The sequence below is a fragment of the Ferruginibacter yonginensis genome (genome assembly GCF_042651465.1).
In the GTDB taxonomy this organism is placed as follows: domain Bacteria; phylum Bacteroidota; class Bacteroidia; order Chitinophagales; family Chitinophagaceae; genus Ferruginibacter; species Ferruginibacter yonginensis.
The window spans coordinates 41,332-58,691 of the sequence record NZ_JBHSCZ010000003.1 but is presented as its reverse complement, the minus strand read 5'-3'; the positions used below and the strand labels follow the sequence as shown (position 1 = coordinate 58,691).

The window sequence follows — 17,360 nt, the reverse complement described above, 5'->3', positions numbered from 1 at the left end:
GTTGTACATAACAAAAAATCATTTAAAAAAAGTAGTTATTATAATGAGTAATATCACAAGTATAAAAACACTCGGAGCATTAAAAAAAGCAGGGTACCAACCTAAATCAATTAAAGATGAAATAAGGGAGAATCTCATCAAAAAAATACAAGCAAAAGAAAATCCTTTTCCGGGTATTTTGGGTTATGAAGATACCGTAATACCTGATACAGAAAGAGCGTTATTGAGTAAGCACAATATGCTGTTTTTAGGCTTACGTGGACAAGCAAAAACCCGTATGGCAAGGCAAATGACTGATTTGTTAGATGAATATATACCCGTTGTTGCAGGGAGTGAAATTAACGATGATCCCTTACAACCTATTTCTCGTTACGCCATTGATTTAATTGAAAAAGAAGGCGACAATACGCCAATTGATTGGCTACATAAAAGCCAACGTTATGGTGAAAAATTAGCAACGCCAGATGTAAGTGTGGCTGATTTAATTGGCGATATTGACCCAATTAAAGCCGCTAATTTAAAACTCAATTTTGCTGATGAAAGGGTGCTACATTATGGTATTATTCCACGTAGTAACCGTTGCATTTTTGTAATTAATGAATTACCCGATTTACAAGCACGTATTCAAGTATCATTGTTTAATATTTTAGAAGAAGGTGATTTACAGATAAGAGGTTTTAAACTACGTTTACCGCTTGATATTGTTTTTGTATTTACGGCCAACCCCGAAGATTATACCAACCGTGGTAGCATTGTTACGCCGTTAAAAGATAGAATTGAAAGTCAAATTTTAACGCATTACCCTAAATCAATTGAAACGGCTTTACAAATTACAGCGCAAGAGGCCCGTATTAATGATGCTCAAAAAGCCATGGTATCAGTGAGTGATTTAATTAAACGCCTTATTGAACAAGTTGCTTTTGAAGCCAGGGATAGTGAATACGTTGATAAAAAAAGTGGAGTGAGTGCAAGGCTTACTATTGCCGCTTTTGAAAATGCGGTGAGTGCAGCTGAACGTCGTGGCATCATCAACAACGAAACCAATACACATGTATGGCTCAGTGATTTAACGGGTATTATACCCTCTATAACAGGTAAAATTGAATTGGTGTATGAAGGTGAACAAGAAGGCCCATACCAAGTATCGTACAACTTGTTAGAAAAAGCCATTAGAACACAGTTTAAACAATATTTTCCTGACCCAGAAACACTCAAGAAAAAGAGAAACAGCAAAGCACCTGCACTAGAAAACCCTTACAAAGCCATTATTAGTTGGTTTGATGCAGGTAATGCACTCAACCTATTTTTAGAAACTAAAGATGATGATAAAGTACAACTATTGTACAAAGTAAGTGGCTTGCATGCACTCGTTAAAAAACATTACAATAACCTCACCGAAAAAGAAACAGCTTTGTTGATGGAGTTGGTATTACACGGACTTTCTGCACACTCACTCATTAGTAAAAAAGTAATTGATGGTATAATTGAGTTTAAAGATTTGATGGGCAGTATGCTTAATTTAAGCAACGAACATTTTAATGAAGACGATTTTAATGAAGATGATTTTAATTAATAATAACAAAAAAGGCATCAATTATTGATGCCTTTTTTGTTAAACAATATTTACTTCTCGTTGTAGCATTACACCAAATTTTTGTGCTACCGATTCAATAATTTTTTCACTCAATTGCAAAATAGCATTGCCATCAGCATGGCCATAATTTACCAATACCAAGGCTTGTTGTGCATGGCAACCTGCATCACCCTCTCTATAGCCTTTAAAACCGCATTGCTCAATTAACCAACCAGCCGCTAATTTGGTTTGTTGATCATCTACCTTATACCCTACTATTGCAGGGAAAGTAGTTTTTAAACTTTCAAATTGCGCTGTTGGTACCGTTGGGTTTTTAAAGAAGCTGCCTGCGTTGCCTATCACCTGTGGGTCAGGCAATTTACTTTTTCGTATGCCAATAACGGCATCACTAATGGCTTTAATGCTCAAAGTTGTAACACCCATAGTTTGTAACGCTGTTTCAATAGCACCATAAGATGTATTGAAAATAGGCTGCTTGCGTAACCTGTACGTAACGGTTGTAATTACAAATTGATGCTTATATTTATTTTTAAAAACACTTTCTCTGTAACCAAATGCACAAGCTGCATTATTAAATGTTACCATCGTTTTATCGTGTAAGTGATACGCTTCTAAACTTTCGAATACATCTTTAATTTCAACGCCATACGCTCCTATATTTTGCATAGGTGATGCACCTACACTTCCTGGTATGAGTGATAAATTTTCAACACCAGCTAAACCATGCGCTATACAATACAACACAAACGCATGCCAACTAACACCAGCACCTGCTTTTACCCATACAAAATCATCATCTTCCTTCACCCTTTCAATACCAGCTATTTCATTCTTTAATACCAACCCATCAAAATGTTGGGTAAATAAAATGTTGCTACCACCACCCAATACCAATATATTGTTTGAATATGCTTCAAGTGCTGCTTGTAGCGTAGTTACACTATCAAATGCTGCAAAATATTTTGCTGTTACATCAATACCAAAACTGTTGTATTTTTTTAAAGAAAAATGTTGTTGCAACATCATGATTATATTTTTTAGACGATAGTATTTGATACTTTAAACAGGGTCAACATCTACCACCACCTGTACATTTTTAAAAGTTGTTTCGCTGTGTAAAAGGTTGATGTGGTTTCGAATAACTTTACGATACACACCACTTTTACCTGCTTCTTTTGGTAATTTAATCATAATTTCCATGAGGTATAAATTACGCAACCTGCCCACAATTGGTGCTGCTGGGCCTGTTATAAATTCTTTTAAATCTTGCGACAGCAACAGCGCCAAACGGTTTGCGGCACCATCAACAATAGTTTTATCTTTATGCTTTAAAGTGAGCATTACCACCCTACTAAATGGCGGATAAAAAAACTCTTTGCGTTTTTCAATTTCAATTTTAAAAAACTGTTCATAATTGTGTTGCTGTACTAAGGCTAAAATAGGGTGCTTCACATTTACAGCTTGTATCATTACTTTTCCTTGAGCTTCTTTTCTACCAGCCCTACCACTTACTTGTTCCATTAATTGAAAAGCTCTTTCATTGGCTCTAAAATCAGCAAAACTTAATAACCCATCAGCATCTAAAATACCCACCAAACCTACTTTATCAAAGTCGAGCCCCTTTACCACCATTTGTGTGCCTACTAAAATATCTAAACGTTGCTGTTCAAATAATTGAATTAAATTATCATGAGCTGTTTTTCCTCTAACACTATCAACATCCATTCGAGCAATTTTAAAATGAGTAAAATCATTTTCAAGCTGCTCCTCAATTTTTTCTGTACCAAAGTTTTTTTCTAACCAAGTGTTAGTGCCACAAGCCGGACAAGTAACCAACTTCGGATAAATACTTGCACAGTAATGGCAATGCATTTTGTTGCTATACTTATGCAAGGTTAACGACACATCGCAATGCGTACACTGCGGCAAATAACCGCATGTGCCACAAATAATATAAGGATTGTACCCACGCCTGTTTTGAAATAAAATGACCTGTTTATCGGCCTCAACCGTTTTTTGTATGGCCTCTTTCAACTGCGGACTAATCATTACCTTACCCTTTTGAACCACTTGAGTTGTATTGATTATTTCTATAGCAGGTAATTGTATACCACCAAAGCGCTCACTCAAAGTAACCAAGCCATACTTTTGTTGTTGGGCATTATAATAAGTTTCTAAAGATGGTGTGGCACTACCCAATAAAATTTTTGCGTTAAATAAAGAGCCGTAGTAAATAGCTGCATCTCTAGCATTGTAACGTGGTGCAGGGTCTTGTTGTTTATATGAAGCATCATGCTCCTCATCAACCAATACCAACCCTAAATTTTTAAATGGTAAAAAAAGGGCACTTCTTGCACCCAATACTATTTTTACTTCGCCGGTTCGTATTTTATTCCATAATTCAATACGCTCTTGGTTATTAAACTTACTATGATAAATGGTGATGTTACCACCAAAATGTTTTTGTAACCTTCTTATAATTTGTGCAGTTAAAGCAATTTCTGGCAGCAGGTACAACACTTGTTGACCAGCATTAAAATATTGCTCCATCAACTTAATGTAGAGTTGTGTTTTACCACTACCTGTAACACCATGTAACAAACAAACACTTTTTTGAGTAAATACTTGTTGCACTTCGGCAAGGGCTAACTGTTGCGCCGTACTCAGTTCAAAATCAATAAAAATATCTTTTGGTAAAGATTTAATTCTATCTACACTTCTACTTTCAACTACCAAAATGTGCTTTTCAACTAACCCTTTTAATTGTGCTGTGGTGGCTTGTGCTTTTTTAAGTAATGTTGATTGTACCACATCGCCTTCGGTTTTACTAAGGTGCAAATAAGCCAACAGTAATTCCATTTGTTTGTGAGCCCCTTTCCATTCGTTTAACAAAGGAGCAAGCTGTTGTTCGTTTGCATATTGTGGATGCAATAAAACGTAGTTTTCTTTCTTTATTTTGTATTTCTCATTCAGTTCTTCTCGTATAAAACAAACTTGTTTATCAATTAATTTTTTTATGGTAGGGTATACATGAGTAGCATCCATTATTTGCTGTACTTCTGTAATACTGAGCTCTAGCTTAAGTTGTAGGGCTTCTGCTATTAAATACTCTTCATCGCCAAGTGCACTAAAATCATCGCCAAAATCAGTGTTATATAGTAACACCGTTTCACTACTTAATTTAAAATTGGCTGGCAATGCCGCTGCCATTACTTCACCCTCTGTACACATATAGTAGTCGCTAAGCCATTGCCACAACTGCAACTGCTGTGGGTAAATTAATGGGGCATCATCTAAAATATTTAAAAGTGGTTTTGTTTTATAAGTAGGAGCATCGGTAACAATTGCTTTGATGATGCCTGCGTATTTTTTATTTTTTCCGAAACTCACTTCTGCCCTACTACCAACGGTAGCTATTGGTAATAAATGAAGGGGTATTTCGTAGGTATAAACAGTAGGTAATGCTAAAGGTAAAATAACCAATGCCCAATAACCAGATGTTTTATCAGCAAAATCAAATTCAGTGTTTGGTTGCATGGTTATTATTTTATCCAACTTGCTTGGTATTTTATTAAAGCATTTTCCATTGCAATATACACTTGTTGTTTGAGTGCTTCAACATCATTACCTGGTTGTATAGGTTCAAGAAAAACGGCTCTTGAAATACCGGGTGTCATTGAAAAAATACTATTGTAATGCAACCGATCGTATGCATCTAAAAATAACACTGGTTGAATAACGGTATTGGTTTCAACGGCAATTTTAAAGGCTCCATTGTAAAACGATTTGAGCGGTAGGTGGCTCATATTAAAAGTACCTTCGGGTGCTAGCACTACAGATATATTTTGTGCCAATACTTTTTTTAAGATGGCTACACTTTGTTGACGGGCAGCTTCGCTACTACGATCAACCATTACCGTTGCCTTTTTGTAAATGTAACCGAATATAGGTACTTTAGCCATTTCGGCTTTTGCCAAAATACGTATGGGTTGTTTACGAAAAGCCTTGAGTAAAAAAGGAATATCTATATATGAACAATGGTTAAAAACAAATATGGCAGCAGTGTTGGTAACTTTAGGTGCTTCAAAAATATTTTTGTGTGATATGCCCCAACAAAACAAAGCAACATCGGCCCATAACCTGCAAAGTGTATATATAATATTACCTCCTGTTATTTTACCAAATAAAGAAGCAATTATTACAAAAGGAAAAATAGCCAACATTACTATTATAAAAATGAGCAACACATATAAGCTATATAAATATTGAACAACTTTTTTCATGCACAAATGCCTTACTTTTAAAAGATTGTAAGCAGCGCAAATTTATGGGTGAATGGGTTGTAAATAAAAAGAAATGAATGAAGTAAAAATGATGCTTAATGATGCAAATGTTGGGTAAAATACGCCTGATTGAAGTGAATACCCCGGTGAGGCCGTGCAGCCTAGCTTTGTGCCGGTATAGCAACGAAAAGCAGGACCCATGGTGACAAATGATAAAAAGTTGGCGTACAAATCATTGATTTTGAACTTAAAATGAAATATTTTGGTGTTATATTTGGCAATATTTACAAGAAAGTTAAAAAACTTGTACCATTTTCTATAAAAACCCTTACCTTTGCCGTCCTAAATTCGGGTTAGATATGTTAGCAATAGTAAAAATAGCAGGTCAGCAATTTAAAGTAAAAGCAGGTGACAGCTTGTATGTACCGCACATTGCAGGTAAAGCTGGAGATTCAGTAGAATTTTCAGATGTACTTTTAACTTCTAACGGCAGTGATGTTGTTAGTGGTGCAGGTGTAAAAGCAGTTGTAAAAGCTGAAATCATTAACGACCTTGTTAAAGGCGAAAAAGTGATCGCTTTTAAAATGAAAAGAAGAAAAGGTTTCCGTAAAAAGCACGGTCACCGTACGCAGTACACTCATTTAAAAGTAACTGCAATTGCTTAATTGTTTTTGAAAAATTATTTCAAAACACAACATTAAAATTTTTTAAGAAATGGCACATAAGAAAGGTGAAGGTTCCGTAAAAAACGGTCGTGATTCACAAAGTAAAAGATTAGGCGTTAAAATATTTGGTGGCCAACCAGCATTAGCAGGTAACATCATTTTACGTCAACGTGGTACACAATACCATCCTGGTAAAAATGTAGGAGTTGGTAGAGACTTTACCATTTTTGCAATGACTGATGGATTGGTAGAATTTAAGAAATCAAAAGGTGATAAAACTTTTGTTTCTGTAACTGCTGTAGAAGCTACTGCTTAATTTTTTGTAAGTTTTTTTTGGTAGTAACAAAATAGTATTTATTTTTAAGTATTATTTACTAACCATATTTAAATTCAAAAAAAATGGCAACAGCAAAAAAAGCGGCTCCTGCAAAAAAAGCAGCGCCAGCTAAAAAAGCAGCACCTGCAAAGAAAGCGGCTCCTGCAAAAAAAGCAGCACCTGCAAAGAAAGCAGCTCCAGCTAAAAAAGCGGCTCCTGCAAAGAAAGCAGCTCCAGCTAAAAAAGCAGCACCTGCAAAAAAAGCGGCTCCTGCAAAGAAAGCAGCACCTGCGAAAAAAGCGGCACCTGCAAAAAAAGCAGCTCCAGCTAAAAAAGCACCTGCAAAAAAAGCAGCAGCAAAAAAATAATAATTTGCTCTTTATTGAAAAAGGTTCCGATAGTATCGGAACCTTTTTTATTTTGCACCTACTATAATTTTAATAAAAATGACCAATTACGAAATAGCCGATGCGTTTACATTGTTAGCTAAATTGATGGATATACATGGTGAAAATAGTTTTAAATCAAAATCGTATGCAAGTGCTGCCTTTGCCATTGAAAAATTACAAACACCATTAGCTGGGTTAGATGAAGCGGTAATAGCAGGCATAAAAGGTATTGGTGCATCATCAGCAAAAAAAATAATTGAGTTGCTACAAACCGGGCAATTATCGCAGTTAACGGCTTTAATTGCTCAAACACCTGAGGGCATCATTGAAATGATGCAGATAAAAGGTATTGGACCTAAAAAAATACACAGTATATGGAAAGAGATGGAAATAGAAACGATTGGCGAACTGCTATATGCTTGTAAAGAAAATAGGTTAAAACTATACAAAGGGTTTGGTGAAAAAACACAACAAAATGTATTAGAAACCATCACGTATTATTTAAACAATAAAGGCAGCTTTTTATACAGCCAAACCAAACAAGCGGTTCATGAAGTAACGCAGTATTTAAACCAACGTTTTAATGGTATACAAGTAACAATTACGGGTGATGTTGCCAGACAAATGGAAATTATTACTGCACTTGAGTTTGTTATTGAAAGCACTATTGATGTGATAAATGAACGTATTACTGTTGATCCAAAATTTAGTTTGGTTGAAACTACTGAACATTATAGTTTATGGAACACCCAAGCTGGCATACAACTAAAGTTTTACGCTGCTGCAAATAATTTTACTGAAACTTGTATTAAAACAAGCAGTAGTACTCATTTTTACGAGGCACTACAACATATTCATTCAAATGATCAACTCGTAACAAATGAAGCGACTTATTTTGAAAATAAGGGTTTGCCATTTATACCAAGTTTTGCTAGAGAAGATGCTCGAATATTAACCAACAAATCGCTTGAGTTTCAAAATATTGTTACTACTAAAAATATAAAAGGGCTCATACATTGTCACAGCAATTGGAGTGATGGCAATAATACCATTGAAGAAATGGCTTTAGCAGCCTTACAAAAAAATATGGAATATATGGTTATAACTGACCATAGTAAAAGTGCATTTTATGCACAAGGCTTACAAGAAGACCGTATTAAAGCACAGCACCAACAGATAGATGAACTCAATAAAAAATTACATCCATTCAAAATATATAAAAGTATTGAAAGTGATATTTTAAACGATGGAAGTTTAGACTATAGTGACGCCATACTTAGTACGTTTGATGTAGTGATAGCCTCAGTACATAGCAATTTAAAAATGCAGCAAGAGAAAGCTATGGAACGCCTTTTAAAAGCCATAGAAAACCCTTATACAACCATTTTAGGCCATATGACAGGCCGCTTATTATTAAGTAGACCAGGTTACCCACTCGACTTTAAAAAAATTATTGATGCCTGTGCTGCTAATAATGTAGTAATTGAATTAAACGCCAACCCTAACCGATTAGATATTGATTGGAGAGAAATACCATACGCTTTAGAAAAAAATGTATTGATTTCTATAAACCCAGATGCCCATAGTACAGATGGTATTGATGATGTGGAATATGGTGTATACGTTGCACAAAAAGCATTGGTTAATAATTCTCAAAATTTAAGTAGTTATAATGCTGCTGCTTTTGATGCCTTTGTAAACAATAGAAAAAGTTTGAAAAATATTTAAACAGCTGTAACAATGGGCAGTTGTACAAAAAAACTAGTACCCATTGCTGAAGTTTGGTAGTAAATAGAACCGCCAGCTTGCTCTACCATTCTTTTACACATAGCAAGCCCTAAGCCAGTACCTGAAGTTTTAGTAGTAAAGTTGGGTGTAAAAATTTTATGTTGTACAGCTTCACTAATACCAATGCCGTTATCGGTTATTTTTATTTGAACATTACTACCAATGATGGTTTCAGCAACATTTATTTGTGGTGTTGTACCTTGGGGAACGGCTTGTATGGCATTTAAAATTAAATTGGTTAAAATGCGATTTACATGCGTTTTATCTGCATAAACCATTACTTGCTGCTCAAGTATCATCCAACTAAAATGAACCTTACTATCGCCATTATACAGCTGCTTAATTGACGTTAAGGCTTCGTTTAGGTCAAAATATTCAGGATTGGCATTTTCAATATTTGCAAACCTGCTAAACTCTCCTGCTATTTGGCTTAAATGATCAATTTGTTCTACAAGTGTTCGAGCAACTTTAGCACCTAATTCCTTAATATTTGGTGCACCATTTTCAATTGCATTTTGCAGAAATTGCATGCTCAACTTCATTGGAGTGAGTGGATTTTTAATTTCGTGTGCTACTTGTTTTGCCATTTCTTGCCATGCACTCTCCCTTTCACTTTTAGCTAATGCCGCTGCACTCTTATCAAGATTAGCCAACATTTTATTATACTCTTTTACTAAAGCGCCAATTTCATCTTCTCTATGCCACTCAATAATTTCATTGCGTTTACCCAAATTAATACTTTTCATTTTTTCACTTATAAATGAAAATGAATTGGTGATACGATTGGTGATGATTAAAGAAACCAACCCTGCAATTAAAAATATAAAGGCATTAAGGTTGATGATGGTTACCAAAAAGTTTGAAATTTCTTCTTTTAATTTTGTTTGAGATGTGAAATAAGGAATATTCAAATACCCAACATCTTTACCAAACTGATTGGTTAATGGCATATAATCACTCACATAAGTTAACTGCCCAATATGCTCTTGCTGGTAAAATTGAATTTCTTTTTTATGATGCAAATGTGCATACGCCGTTGGGTTCATTTTAATACTAGCAATCCCTTTTTTGTAAGGCACTACAAATGATGATGCTTTTAAATCGCCATTTAAATCATAAATATTGATGTCAAGTCCGTATAAGTTAGCGATTGATGTAGCAATGGTATCTAATGCAGTACTATTATTATTATGATCACTATTGAAACGATTCAGTTGTAACATATCGAAACTAACTGTTCCAGACAATTTTTCTTCCATCTTTTTAATAGTACGACTTAAAGTTTCTTTGTTGTTGGTTTGATATCTATTTACAAAAAATAAAATAGTGGCGATACCAATAATTAAAAATGAAATTATACTAAAAAAGATAATGGTTCCGTGTATTTGATGCTTAATTGAAAGCTGTATTATCTTTTTAAAATTGATGAGCTTAAACCTTGTTTTCAATAACAATGCAACAAGCCATACAAATGCAGTTAATAATAAAAATGAAAGAAACAAATATGAAAATAACGTTATTAACTCAATTAATTGATTGTTTTGTTTAACGATGACTACATATTTATCGGCCCCAGCATTATACCATAATTCGTTATAATTACTATTGCTAAGCATTAAAAATTGCTTACCAGCAAAATGTTGATCTTGATACCTCGATGTAAATGCGTAATCGTTGTGACTGGCTATAAGCTTGCCTTTATCATAAATTGCGTAAGCATAAGTTGTGGAACTTTCAATTGAATTTATTTGTCCATTTGTAAACAGTTCTGGGTACAATACATCTGCATTGGTATTTCTTGGACTTATAACAATAAAAATATAACCCATTAAATTTCCATTATCATCCTTTATAATTTTTTGTGCGATGTAATTAAGTTTATCGTAACCAGCATCGTAATAATTTAACCCTTCAACTGCTGTGGGTTTTGATTGTGCTAAAAAAATACCTTCAATACTATTAAACAAAATTGGATCGTTGTTGTAAAGGGGCTTTCCTAATGCATCGTACACAAGTACTTTGGTATCATACGTATCGTTGTAGCCAGCAATATTATTTTGAATAATACTATCTCTAAACTTGTACGCTGTTTGTTCATTTTGCAATAAATAAAATTTAGTAGCCATTACATCCGCTCTAAATTCTGTTAAAATGGTATTGAGCAATACATCATTAATGGGATTTGCCTTTGCTGCAATAAGTTCTGCATAATGTTGGCGACGGTTTAATTCTTTTCTACCGTTTTCAGAAATAATTACCAATGAAATAGTAATTGAAAAAAAGAATAACCAAAACAACAATTTTGAAATAATTCTTTCGATTGACACACTACCAGTCAATTCAATTTTTAGCAACAATAAAAACAAAAGCAACCAAAAAAGTTCAAAAAATTCAAAGGCATCTGTAAGTGTACCTATCATACAACTCAGTAAAATCAACGCTTGTACAACTAATAATAAAAATACTTGAATATTGATAGTTGATAATTGTTGTATAAAAAACAATATTACTTTACAAGTAAAAAAGTAGGTGATGGCAATAAAACAGAGTACTAAAAAACCTATAACACTGTAAACATCAAGGCTGAAAAAATTAATGACATCAAATGAAATTTGAGAATCGGCCACCATGGAGCGGATGGTGTTTGAAACAAAGTAAGTAATGGCTAACAATAAAAAAGTAAATATGGATAATGCAATCCATTTTTGAACAACTGTTGTTGTTACAATTTTTATAGGATGTTTGGGTAAGTTATTTTGAATAAAATTGATGATAACAAAAAACAACAAAGCATTTATAAGCAAATCACCTAACGAACGTAAAATAAAACCGGCACCATAAATAGTAGGATCAAACAATTCAAAATAACGCCACATAAAAAAATCTACCAGTACATATGTAAGTACCCTTAAGCCGAGTAATGATGCAATTAAAAAACCAGTTGCTTGTAAAAAATTTTTATGTTGTAAAATATGATTTGTAATAAAATAAATAAAAATCAATAACGGTATTAATGCTAACAACCGCAACCAAACGGTGAGTTCATTGTTTTGTGTTTGAATGTTGGTATTACTATTTTTAACTGAAAACAAATACGTTCCTTTTGAAGTGGTAACGTTAGCTCCATCTTTATTTTCATTAATTTGAAATGATGCCCCACTTAAATGGGGTATTACAAAATCGTTTCTTAAATAATTGTTAGGAATACTGTATTGCCATTGCACCAATGATAAACCAATAATAATATTGCTACCTAAAGTTTGCTTTTGTACAAAGTAATAGCCATTACTTAAGAGTGCAAAAGTGTTTCCGTCAGCGCCATTAATAATAGTTGGTGTTGGTAATACTGTTTGCGTATTCCAAAAACGTAATTGTTTTTCATCTCCAATTTTAGCATAAACAAACAGTTTTGGTGTTGCTTTACTTTCGGGAATAGTTTTGTACCAACTTACAGCATTGTTAAATGCGGTTGAATCATTTAATAATGTTTGAAATGATTGCTCTTGTTTGTTGATATACTTTTGCAATGCAACTGCAAAATCGTGGTTAATAGTAGCGGCAGGTTGGGTTCGGTTGGTAAAAATAGATATACTCAGTAGCAACAGCGAAGCTAGCAACAGGTAAATATTATCCTTTACAATTTTATGTTTAAATATGGCTATACCCAATTTTTAAAATTGATTTGTACTTTTTTCCTTCAACTTTATTTCATTCCATAAAGCATCCATTTCACCTAAAGTCATATCATGTAATGCTTTATTTTGTGCAGCTGCGGCGGTTTCAATGGCTTTAAAACGTTTTATAAATTTTTGATTGGTACCTTCCAGCGCTGCATCAGCATCTACCTGCAAAAACCTTGCAAAATTTACTAATGAGAAAAAAACATCACCCATTTCATCAGCAATAGCATGTTGGTTTCCTGTTTGTATGGCTTCTTGTAACTCTGCCATTTCTTCGTTAACCTTTGCTAAAACTTGTTCCGTATTTTCCCATTCAAAGCCTACTGTTTTTGATTTTTCTTGTAAACGAATAGCTTTCACCATTGACGGTAATGAATTTGGTACACCTCCTAAAATAGATGTTTTACCTTCTTTCAATTTTAATTTTTCCCAGTTTTCTTTAACATCCGCATCAGTAACAACTTTTTTCAAATCTGCATCGGCTGATACATCACCATAAATATGAGGGTGCCTACTAACGAGTTTATCGCAAATACCATTAATCATTTCATCTAAACTAAACTGTTGTTGCTCATTACCAATTTTTGCGTAGAATACAATGTGCAACAATAAATCACCTAACTCTTCTTTAATACCTTTCCAATCGTTTTGATCAATAGCATCAACCAACTCGTAGGTTTCTTCAATAGTGAGGTGCCTAAGCGTTTGTATGGTTTGCTTTTTATCCCAAGGGCATTGCTCCCTTAGCTCATTCATTATAGTAACCAAACGCTCAAATGCTGTGCTATATGTATTCATTAATTATTATAATTTTAAGTATGATATGGCTCCGAAAACTATCATCATCAATGTTAAAATAATCATTAAGTAAAAAACTACTAAAATGATTTTAATGATTGTTTTAAAACGAGATTGTCCATAAAAGTTTCGTACTGCTTTATAGGTGTAGTAAAAAATCCAAAAGGTTGCAGCAATTTTTATGTAATGCAGCCAATGTAAATAATTATACCCTTCAACTTTTGATATTAGCATTATTACCAAAAAAATAATGTAGGCAAATACATACAAATGCACAGCAAAAATAGCATGTGCTACATAGTACCATTGTTTATTACGCCAATAAATTAGTTTTAAAAATAGGGCTAAAAAAGGCAGTGTAAAAATAAATAGCTGCGGCAGCGAATGGATAAAATTATCACTTAATTTTTCTGAATAACCACCTTCAACATTTTTATATTTCTCATCAAGCTGCAATTGCCTTCTTGTAATGAATTTATCAATTAAGCCATCATCTACTTTGCCTAGAGCATTCAATGAATCAAATTCAGCAAGATTTTTGTACTTTTTTTTACCATAAAAATTTATCCATTCAACATCATTGTTTTCTTTTTGAATACTGTCTATTATTTGTTGCTGTTGTGGTGGTACTTTGTTGTTGTTTTTAATTTCAAATGTCGGTATTATAAAAGTGTACAATATTAAAAAGAATAGGAAAGATGTAAATACGTATAACCTTATAGGATTAAGGTATGATTGTCGCCGCCCTGCAACATACTCACTCGATAAAAAACCTGGTTTAAATAATATATACTTGAGTGATATAAAAAACTTACCATCAAAATGGGTAATATCATTAAAGAAATGGGTGACTAAATGCCAAGCCGACTCTTGTGGCACCACATTTTCTTGTCCGCATACACTACAAAACCTGCCATGTACTTGGGCATTACAATTTAAGCAGTTCTTTTCTTTTCGTTCTTTTAAATGGCTCACAAAGTAATTTTGTTAAAAATAATAAACTTTATGTTGATGTTGTGAATAAACAAATATTGACTTTGTATTTTTACTTGAATAAAATTTATTAGATGTATAAAAGTATCATTATTGTAGGGCTATCATTGGGCTTTTCAAGCTTTGCGATGGGCCAATATTATTATAAAGATTTGTTGAGTAACAAACAAGTAGTTGCCGATTTAAAAGCTTACAAAGAAAACAAGGTTAAAAAAATTATCATTAAAAGTTATGAAGATGATGGTAGTGAAAGTGAGGGCTTTTTCTGCGAAAAAAAAATTACAAAAAATTACCAACAAACTGAATTATTTACCCGTGCAAACATAGCAGCTGCCTCTTTATTTACCTCTACTTTTAATGCTGATGGAGCATTACTTAGTACAAAAGATAGTTCTGATTTTGTTGTTTCATCCATATCTTATACCTACAATAGCGCAGGCCAAATTGAAACAATTACTTCAAATATTCAATCTAAAGATGATGATTTTGAAAGTACCATAACCGAAGTTCATAGGTATACTTACAATAACAATGTGCCTACTAAAATGACCATCATTAAAAACGGTAAAGACTATAACGAAATATATTTTGCTTTAGATGAAAAAGGAAATGTAGCTATAGAAAAAGATACTAAACTAGGAACTAAATTTTATTACTATTATGATAGTAAAAATAGACTTACAGATATTGTACAATCTACCGAATACACTAAAAAATTAAAACCAGATTATGTATTTGAATATAATAGTGCCGGACAAATAACTCAAATGACAGCAGTAGAAGAAGGTGGCACTAACTATTATGTATGGAAATATAATTATGAAAATGGTTTACGCACTAAAGAACGTTGTTATACTGATGAACGTAAACTAATGGGTAGTATTGAATATGAATATAAATAATGATTAAAAATTGTGATTAATAAAAAAGCCCTCGTTATAAAACGAGGGCTTTAAGTATTATTGAATAATTATTAGAAGTTTCTAACAGTCATTTCAGTTCTTCTGTTTTTAGCACGACCAGCAGCAGTTTTATTATCAGCTACAGGCTTTGTTTCACCATAACCAGTTGCTTTTAAACGGCTTTCAGCAATACCTTTGCTAACTAAGTAATTTTTTACTGCAGCAGCACGGTTTTCAGATAAAGTTTGGTTTTTATCATCAGCACCTTGAGCATCAGTATGTCCATCAACATCAATCAATAAACTTACATCAGCCTTTAATAAAGTTACTACTTCATCTAAAGATTTGAAAGACTTAGGTAATAATTTGAAGCTACCAGTCGAAAAGAATACATTTTTAGCCGCATAATTGATTTTTTCAACTACTTCTTTTGCAATTTCAGGACAACCTTGGTTGCTAGCAGGCCCTTTACGGGTAGGGCATTTATCTTCTTCATCGTTTACACCATCACCATCAGTATCAGGTATTGGGCAACCTTGGTAACGAGCCAAACCTTTCACTGTAGGGCATTTATCTTGTTCGTCGTTGATACCATCACCATCAGTATCAGGTATTGGGCAACCTTGGTATTTAGCTAAACCTGCAACTGTAGGGCATTTGTCATCACCATCAGCAATACCATCACCATCACGATCTGGGCAACCATTTAAAGCAGCTAAACCAGCAACATCAGGGCATTTGTCATCAGCATCTAAAACACCATCACCATCACGATCTAACACAACCGGTGCTGCAACAGGTAACTCTACAACTTTTGGTGCTTTTGCATCCGTAATATTTGAGGCTATACCAATTGAATGGTAAAAATGATACGCTCCATTTTCCGTAATTGGAATACGATATTGAGAATTAACCAATACAAAAACACCTGGATTTATTTTTAATTGAACCCCAGCACCAACTGGCGTAAAAGCACTAAAATAACTACTCCAACTTGTAGCACCTACACCCAAAGTTAAAAAAGGTGTAAACCTACTAGCGTCTGATAATAATTTGAAATTAGCAGTTGCAGCAGCTTCTACCAAAACTTTATCTTCACCTGAAATATTTTTAACAGTAGCTGATGTAGGATGCTTAAGCACAGCACCAGTAATGGTTGCAGCGAAATCAATTTTATCAGTAAAGCCTTGTAAATAGCTTAATGATAATGCTGCATTCATTTCTTTAATTTTAAATAATTGACTTTGGTTAATAACCGTTTCAAGGCTTTTTGTTCTGACGTTTGCAGCACCTTTATAATCAATTAAGCTAAAATGAGCAGCTAAGCTTGGCAATTTCTTATTATTGGTTTGAGCAAAACTAATCGCAGAAACGATTGTTGCTAAAACCAAAAGCATACTTTTCTTCATAATATCAGTTGTTTTATTAGAAGCCGCAAAAATAGCCGCTTTGTTTGAAATACTAAAATAAATTACACACATATTTAACGTTTAAGTGCATTAGTTGTGAATTACTTTAATTATAAGTATCAATCACTTCTACTTTAACTCTTGTTAAGCCAGCATTCACAAAATTGAGTGCAGTTGCAGCTTTTTTGGTTAAATCTATTAAACGTGTTGTTTTAGGGTGTAATCGATCATTAATAACAACTGTAATAACTTTACCATTCCGCAAATTTGTAACTCTTACTGTGGTGCCCAATGGCAAACTATTACATGCTGCTGTAAGTTGAGCATGCTTAAATTTTTGGCCAGATGCTGTTTTTCGTTCTTCAAATTTGGAGGCATAATAACTGGCCTCACCATATAATGTAGTAGAAGCTGTCGTTATTTTTAAAGTATCTGCTAAAATTTTGCTTTGTGGTACAACTTGCCCCATACAAGGTAACTGGATATAAAATAAAAACAATATAGAAAACGAGGATATAATCTGTAAGTTCATACAATACAACA

General features: G+C 33.6%; 14 protein-coding genes. 6 read left to right on the top strand and 8 right to left on the bottom strand.

The features are described from left to right. The first annotated feature begins 43 nt into the window (after positions 1 to 43). The gene (locus tag ACFOWM_RS12100; protein ID WP_379710462.1) at positions 44 to 1,573 is read left to right on the top strand and encodes a magnesium chelatase; all 1,530 of its coding nucleotides are present in this window, start codon (positions 44 to 46) and stop codon (positions 1,571 to 1,573) included. A gap of 39 nt (positions 1,574 to 1,612) precedes the next feature. On the opposite strand, the gene murB is transcribed toward ACFOWM_RS12100, so the two are convergent. The 3 genes from murB to ACFOWM_RS12085 are packed head-to-tail and all read right to left on the bottom strand — an operon-like array spanning position 1,613 to position 5,877. Further along, positions 1,613 to 2,620 (bottom strand): UDP-N-acetylmuramate dehydrogenase, encoded by a 1,008-nt coding sequence (gene murB / locus ACFOWM_RS12095; RefSeq protein WP_379710460.1) that lies wholly within the window; start codon positions 2,618 to 2,620, stop codon positions 1,613 to 1,615. 33 nt (positions 2,621 to 2,653) lie between these two features. Then, the gene (gene priA, locus ACFOWM_RS12090) at positions 2,654 to 5,131 is read right to left on the bottom strand and encodes a replication restart helicase PriA (protein WP_379710458.1); all 2,478 of its coding nucleotides are present in this window, start codon (positions 5,129 to 5,131) and stop codon (positions 2,654 to 2,656) included. Between the two features lie 5 nt (positions 5,132 to 5,136). Further along, entirely contained in the window at positions 5,137 to 5,877 is a 741-nt protein-coding gene (locus ACFOWM_RS12085) for a lysophospholipid acyltransferase family protein (protein WP_379710456.1), read from the bottom strand. A 359-nt stretch (positions 5,878 to 6,236) separates the two neighbouring features. Here ACFOWM_RS12085 and rplU point away from each other — a divergent pair, with 359 nt between their 5' ends. From rplU to ACFOWM_RS12065, 4 genes are all read left to right on the top strand, one after another. After that, positions 6,237 to 6,542 carry a 50S ribosomal protein L21 gene (gene rplU / locus ACFOWM_RS12080; RefSeq protein ID WP_379710454.1) on the top strand — a complete coding sequence of 102 codons (306 nt, stop codon included), beginning with the start codon at positions 6,237 to 6,239 and terminating at the stop codon, positions 6,540 to 6,542. Between the two features lie 49 nt (positions 6,543 to 6,591). Beyond that, complete coding sequence (gene rpmA, locus ACFOWM_RS12075) at positions 6,592 to 6,858, top strand: 50S ribosomal protein L27 (protein WP_379710452.1); 267 nt, start codon at positions 6,592 to 6,594, stop codon at positions 6,856 to 6,858. A gap of 83 nt (positions 6,859 to 6,941) precedes the next feature. After that, complete coding sequence (locus tag ACFOWM_RS12070) at positions 6,942 to 7,226, top strand: hypothetical protein (protein ID WP_379710450.1); 285 nt, start codon at positions 6,942 to 6,944, stop codon at positions 7,224 to 7,226. A 78-nt stretch (positions 7,227 to 7,304) separates the two neighbouring features. After that, positions 7,305 to 8,975, top strand: a complete 1,671-nt coding sequence (locus ACFOWM_RS12065; RefSeq protein WP_379710448.1) for a helix-hairpin-helix domain-containing protein — start codon at positions 7,305 to 7,307, stop codon at positions 8,973 to 8,975. On the opposite strand, the gene ACFOWM_RS12060 is transcribed toward ACFOWM_RS12065, so the two are convergent. The 3 genes from ACFOWM_RS12060 to ACFOWM_RS12050 are packed head-to-tail and all read right to left on the bottom strand — an operon-like array spanning position 8,972 to position 14,488. After that, a complete protein-coding gene (locus ACFOWM_RS12060; RefSeq protein ID WP_379710446.1) occupies positions 8,972 to 12,703 on the bottom strand; it encodes a sensor histidine kinase in 3,732 nt (1,243 codons plus the stop codon). The genes ACFOWM_RS12065 and ACFOWM_RS12060 overlap by 4 nt on opposite strands. 3 nt (positions 12,704 to 12,706) lie before the next feature. Next, a complete protein-coding gene (gene mazG, locus ACFOWM_RS12055) occupies positions 12,707 to 13,513 on the bottom strand; it encodes a nucleoside triphosphate pyrophosphohydrolase (RefSeq protein ID WP_379710444.1) in 807 nt (268 codons plus the stop codon). Between the two features lie 6 nt (positions 13,514 to 13,519). Beyond that, complete coding sequence (locus ACFOWM_RS12050; RefSeq protein WP_379710442.1) at positions 13,520 to 14,488, bottom strand: DUF3667 domain-containing protein; 969 nt, start codon at positions 14,486 to 14,488, stop codon at positions 13,520 to 13,522. Between the two features lie 92 nt (positions 14,489 to 14,580). On the opposite strand from ACFOWM_RS12050, the gene ACFOWM_RS12045 reads away from it, so the two are divergent. Continuing rightward, positions 14,581 to 15,408 carry a hypothetical protein gene (locus ACFOWM_RS12045; RefSeq protein WP_379710440.1) on the top strand — a complete coding sequence of 276 codons (828 nt, stop codon included), beginning with the start codon at positions 14,581 to 14,583 and terminating at the stop codon, positions 15,406 to 15,408. A gap of 71 nt (positions 15,409 to 15,479) precedes the next feature. On the opposite strand, the gene ACFOWM_RS12040 is transcribed toward ACFOWM_RS12045, so the two are convergent. Together ACFOWM_RS12040 and ACFOWM_RS12035 are read right to left on the bottom strand one after the other, a co-directional pair. Next, positions 15,480 to 16,889, bottom strand: a complete 1,410-nt coding sequence (locus ACFOWM_RS12040; RefSeq protein WP_379710438.1) for an OmpA family protein — start codon at positions 16,887 to 16,889, stop codon at positions 15,480 to 15,482. 34 nt (positions 16,890 to 16,923) lie between these two features. Continuing rightward, the gene (locus tag ACFOWM_RS12035; RefSeq protein WP_379710436.1) at positions 16,924 to 17,286 is read right to left on the bottom strand and encodes a septal ring lytic transglycosylase RlpA family protein; all 363 of its coding nucleotides are present in this window, start codon (positions 17,284 to 17,286) and stop codon (positions 16,924 to 16,926) included. Positions 17,287 to 17,360: the final 74 nt, after the last annotated feature.